The following is a 3,856-nucleotide window of genomic DNA, read 5'->3' as shown; positions in this document are numbered from 1 at the left end:
GGTTCGGTCGACCGCGGGTGTACTCGATCGCGCGCGCCCGCTTCTTCGCCGCGCGCCGATGATCGCGCCACACCAGACGGCCGCCGATCAGGGCGTCGGCCTCCCTCAACAGCCGCGCCATTACCCAGAACCGCATCCCAGAGAAGGTTGCTGTCGCTCGGCTCATGCATAAGCGCGGCGGTGACCGTGCTGTCCAGCCTGACGACCTTGCCGGTCTCGACTTTCTCCTGACGCGCGCTGTCAAGCAGGATGCGATTGATCGCTTCCCAGGTCTCGGCCCGGATGGCGCTGATCGTCTTGTGCAGCACCGACTTCTTCGGCTTCGCGACCTATGGCTCGTTCGAATCGACTGCCCGAGCCTTCGCCTTTGAAAAAGTTGTGTTTTTGGGCGGGAAAACCGAAATCGAGCGACCGTCCCTTCCTCCTTGAGCCGCTGCTACAGGAGGGCGGCTGGAAGTGGCTCATTGCCCAGAATGATGTCCGAAGCCTTCTCGGCCACCATGATCGTTGGCGCATTGGTGTTGCAGGAGGGGACAAAGGGCATCACGGAGGCGTCGACAACTCTGAGGCCTTCGATCCCACGAAGTTTCAGGTCCGGGGTCACGACGGCTTGCCGCCCCATTCCCATGGCGCAGGTGCCGGCCGGGTGGTGGTCCGTCTTGCATGATCGGTATGCGTACTCGGCGAGTTCCCCGTCGGAGCTCAGGTCGTCGCCCGGCAATCGCTCGGCTAGCACATACGGCTTCAGCGCTGGCTGACGCAGGATTTCGCGTGCAAGCCTGAGTCCCTTCAAAGCGCAGGCGCGATCGTAGGGGTCGGCCCAATAGTTGGGGTCAACCAGCGGCGCGGCCTTCGGATCGGCGCTCGCGAGCCGCACCGTTCCGCGTGAACGCGGTCGCAAGAAAGCAGAATTCAGCGTGACGCCCGGATTTTTCATCTGCGCGACGCCCGCCTCGATTCCCGATCCGAGCCCAAGATGGAACTGAATGTCAGGGGATCTTGCTCCCTTGTCCGCGTACCAGAAGCCGCCGGTTTCGAATAACGTGGAAGTCACGGGGCCGGTCTTGAACAGGAGATACTCGATCCCCGCCCATAGCGTGCGATGCGGACGCGCGACGCGGTCATAGGTGTGATCGCCGGTGCATTCCGAAATCGCGTAGAGGTCGAGATGGTCCTGCATGTTGCTTCCGACGCCCGGAAGATCATGGACGACCGCCACGCGTGCCGCTTTCAGCGCATCTGCGGGACCAATCCCCGAAAGTTGAAGCAAGCGTGGCGATCCGATGGCGCCGCAACTGACAATCACTTCGCGATCTGCAAGCAGCGACTCAGTTCCGCTTCCCCGGGCGATCGTGACCCCGACGGCGCGGCCTTTTTCGACGTCGATCTTCAACGTCTCTGAATTGAGGCGGACAGTCAGGTTCTTTCGGGCTTTGATCGGCTTCAGGAACGCGCTCGAGGCGGAGGATCGCTGGGCGTTCCTCGTTGAAAGCTGGTAGTGGCCAATACCGTCCTGCACTGCGCCGTTGAAGTCGTCGTTGAACGGGATGCCCGCCTCCTGCGCCGCGCGCACGAACGCGAAACTGATCGGCAAGGGATTGATCGGATACGAGACCCCCAGCGGACCGCCATAGCCATGGTATGCGTTGACGAGGCGTTGGTTGTCCTCACTGCGAACGAAATAGGGCAGCACTTCACGATAGCTCCAGCCTTTGCAGCCAGCCTCGCTTACCCAGGCGTCGTAATCCTTGGCGTTGCCGCGCGTATAGAGCTGCGCATTGATCGAGGAACCGCCGCCGATTACCTTGGCTTGCGTGTACCAGATGACGCGACCGTTGAGTTGCTTTTGCGGGACCGTGCTCCAGCCCCAGCTCGCCACACCCTTGGTCATCTTCGCGAAACCCGCCGGCATGGCGAAAAGCGGATTCCAGTCCCCGCCGCCTGCTTCAAGCAGCAGGACTTTGGTGGATGGGTCGGCGCTCAAGCGATTTGCCAGAACGCAGCCGGCGGGACCTCCGCCGACGATGATGTAGTCGTAGGTCATCGTCCCTTTCCTAGATTCGTTGAAGATCGTTGTTCGCAATGTGGTCTGCGACGCGAAGCGCCTGAGCGGCGATCGTCAGAGACGGATTGACCGCAGCCGATGTCGGCAAGAAGGAAGCGTCGATCACGAAAAGGTTCGGATGGTCCCAGGCGCGGCAGAAGGGATCGAGGGGAGACTTCGCTGGGTCGACCCCGATCCGAACGGTCCCGCACTGGTGCGACGGCGTCCGTCGGTCGAAAGCTCGCGAAAGGACGATCGGATAACCCGCTGAGCGCAAGCGCTCCTTGAAAGCCTTGACGAGCATCTCGTGGGTCGTCCAATTGCTGCGCTTCCAATCGAGGCGGATCTGCCCGCCGTCGACCGTGACCCGGCTCTCCGGATTCGGGAGGTCCTCGCTGATCGCGTACCAATCCACCGAGCGCTTGCTTATCGGGCCGAGCGCCCATTCCGGCGCCAGGCGGATGTTGGCCTTGAGGATGGGAGCGGTGACACGGCCGAGGAGCTGAAGGTTGCCCAGCGGCGGCCCGCCGCGGCCGTCGTCGAGGTAGAAGTCATTGATCCCGAGGGTCTTCTGATAGACCGAGTCGTTAATGACACGCGGATCAATCGCCACCACCGCCGAAGCGTTGTGGTTCATGAAATGCCGACCGACCGTGTCTGAACGATTCGCGAGGCCGCTCTTCCCGGATCGGAGCAGCAACGCGGCTGAATTGACGGCGCCCGCAGCGAGCACGACGACTTTCGCGCTGATCGTGCTACGCGCGCCGTCCCGCAAGACCTCGACTCCGGCGATGCTCTTGCCGTCAGGCTCCACCAGCAGCCGATCGACGCGAGCGTTGGTGCGTAGCTCGACGTTGGGGTGCGCCAATGCTTCTTTGACGCCGCAGCTCTCTGCGTCCATCTTGCCATGCCCGGCGTCGGGAAATGCATCCCATGGCGTTTTCGCGCGTTGCATCCATCTGTCGATGTCGATGCCGAGCGGCAACGGAAACGGGTTCAGGCCCACGCCTTTGAGGCGTTCGCGCGCTTTTGCGATCGCCGATTCGTCCGGCACCGGGCCGAATGGATAGGGTTTCGAATGCCGCGGCTCAGTGCGGTCAAAGCCCAACGCGCCGCGCACCCGATATTGCCTCTCGGCAACGGTGTACCAGGGCTCCAGCTCCTCGTAGGGGAACGGCCAACCGGGCGTGGTTCCATCACGATGAACGATCGGCTCGAAGTCCTGAGCCCGATAGCGGATGAGCACCGCCCCGTATAGTTTTGTGTTGCCGCCGACGTAGTAGTAGTTGCCCGGATTAAATGCCTGTCCGGCGCCGTCCAGCCAGGATTCCTGGGGTCTGAACACCCCTTGCTGAAAAATCGCGCGCGCATCCCGAACCGCGTTGGTGTCTGCGAGCCTCTCGCCACGCTCGAGAATGAGGATTTTCGCTCCCGAAGCAGCCAGTCCCGCAGCGAACGTTCCACCCCCCATTCCCGATCCTACGACGGCGACGTCAACTCGCTCCTCGCTTGGCATAATGTCCTCTATGGGCGCAGGATCGCGTCCGCCCGTTCAGATGCGCCGCGTGGTCGACGGATCGAACAGGACCGCCTTGTCGAGATTGAATGCGAATGTGTGCTTCTGTCCGACGCCGACCATTGTGTCGGCGCGCATGCGCGCCGTCAGTTCCTTGCCGGCCACCTGGATGACCACAAACGTGTCGGAGCCCGCCGGCTCGACAATCTCGACGTCAGACTCGAATGTCGCCACCGACTTGGCGTTGCGGTCCACGCTTTCAGGGTCATTCACCGCTTCCGGCCGAATCCCGAAGA

3 protein-coding genes and 1 pseudogene are annotated in these 3,856 nt (G+C 62.4%); all 4 read right to left on the bottom strand.

What is annotated here, in order from left to right; genetic code table 11:
• A pseudogene (locus ABSB13_RS16800) lies at nucleotides 1-320 on the bottom strand (ISNCY family transposase); the annotation flags it as partial.
• 116 nt (nucleotides 321-436) lie between these two features.
• Entirely contained in the window at nucleotides 437-2,044 is a 1,608-nt protein-coding gene (locus ABSB13_RS16795; protein WP_428110488.1) for a GMC family oxidoreductase, read from the bottom strand.
• A gap of 10 nt (nucleotides 2,045-2,054) precedes the next feature.
• Nucleotides 2,055-3,560, bottom strand: a complete 1,506-nt coding sequence (locus ABSB13_RS16790) for a GMC oxidoreductase (RefSeq protein ID WP_428110486.1) — start codon at nucleotides 3,558-3,560, stop codon at nucleotides 2,055-2,057.
• A gap of 36 nt (nucleotides 3,561-3,596) precedes the next feature.
• Nucleotides 3,597-3,856, bottom strand: a 260-nt coding sequence (locus ABSB13_RS16785; RefSeq protein ID WP_428110484.1) for a TOBE domain-containing protein, incomplete at its 5' end; no start/stop codon positions are given.

The sequence above is a fragment of the Binatus sp. (SeqCode) genome (assembly GCF_050013435.1).
GTDB lineage: Bacteria > Desulfobacterota > Binatia > Binatales > Binataceae > Binatus.
The sequence above is the reverse complement of the archived record's forward strand: the minus strand, read 5'-3'. Positions and strand labels throughout refer to the sequence as shown.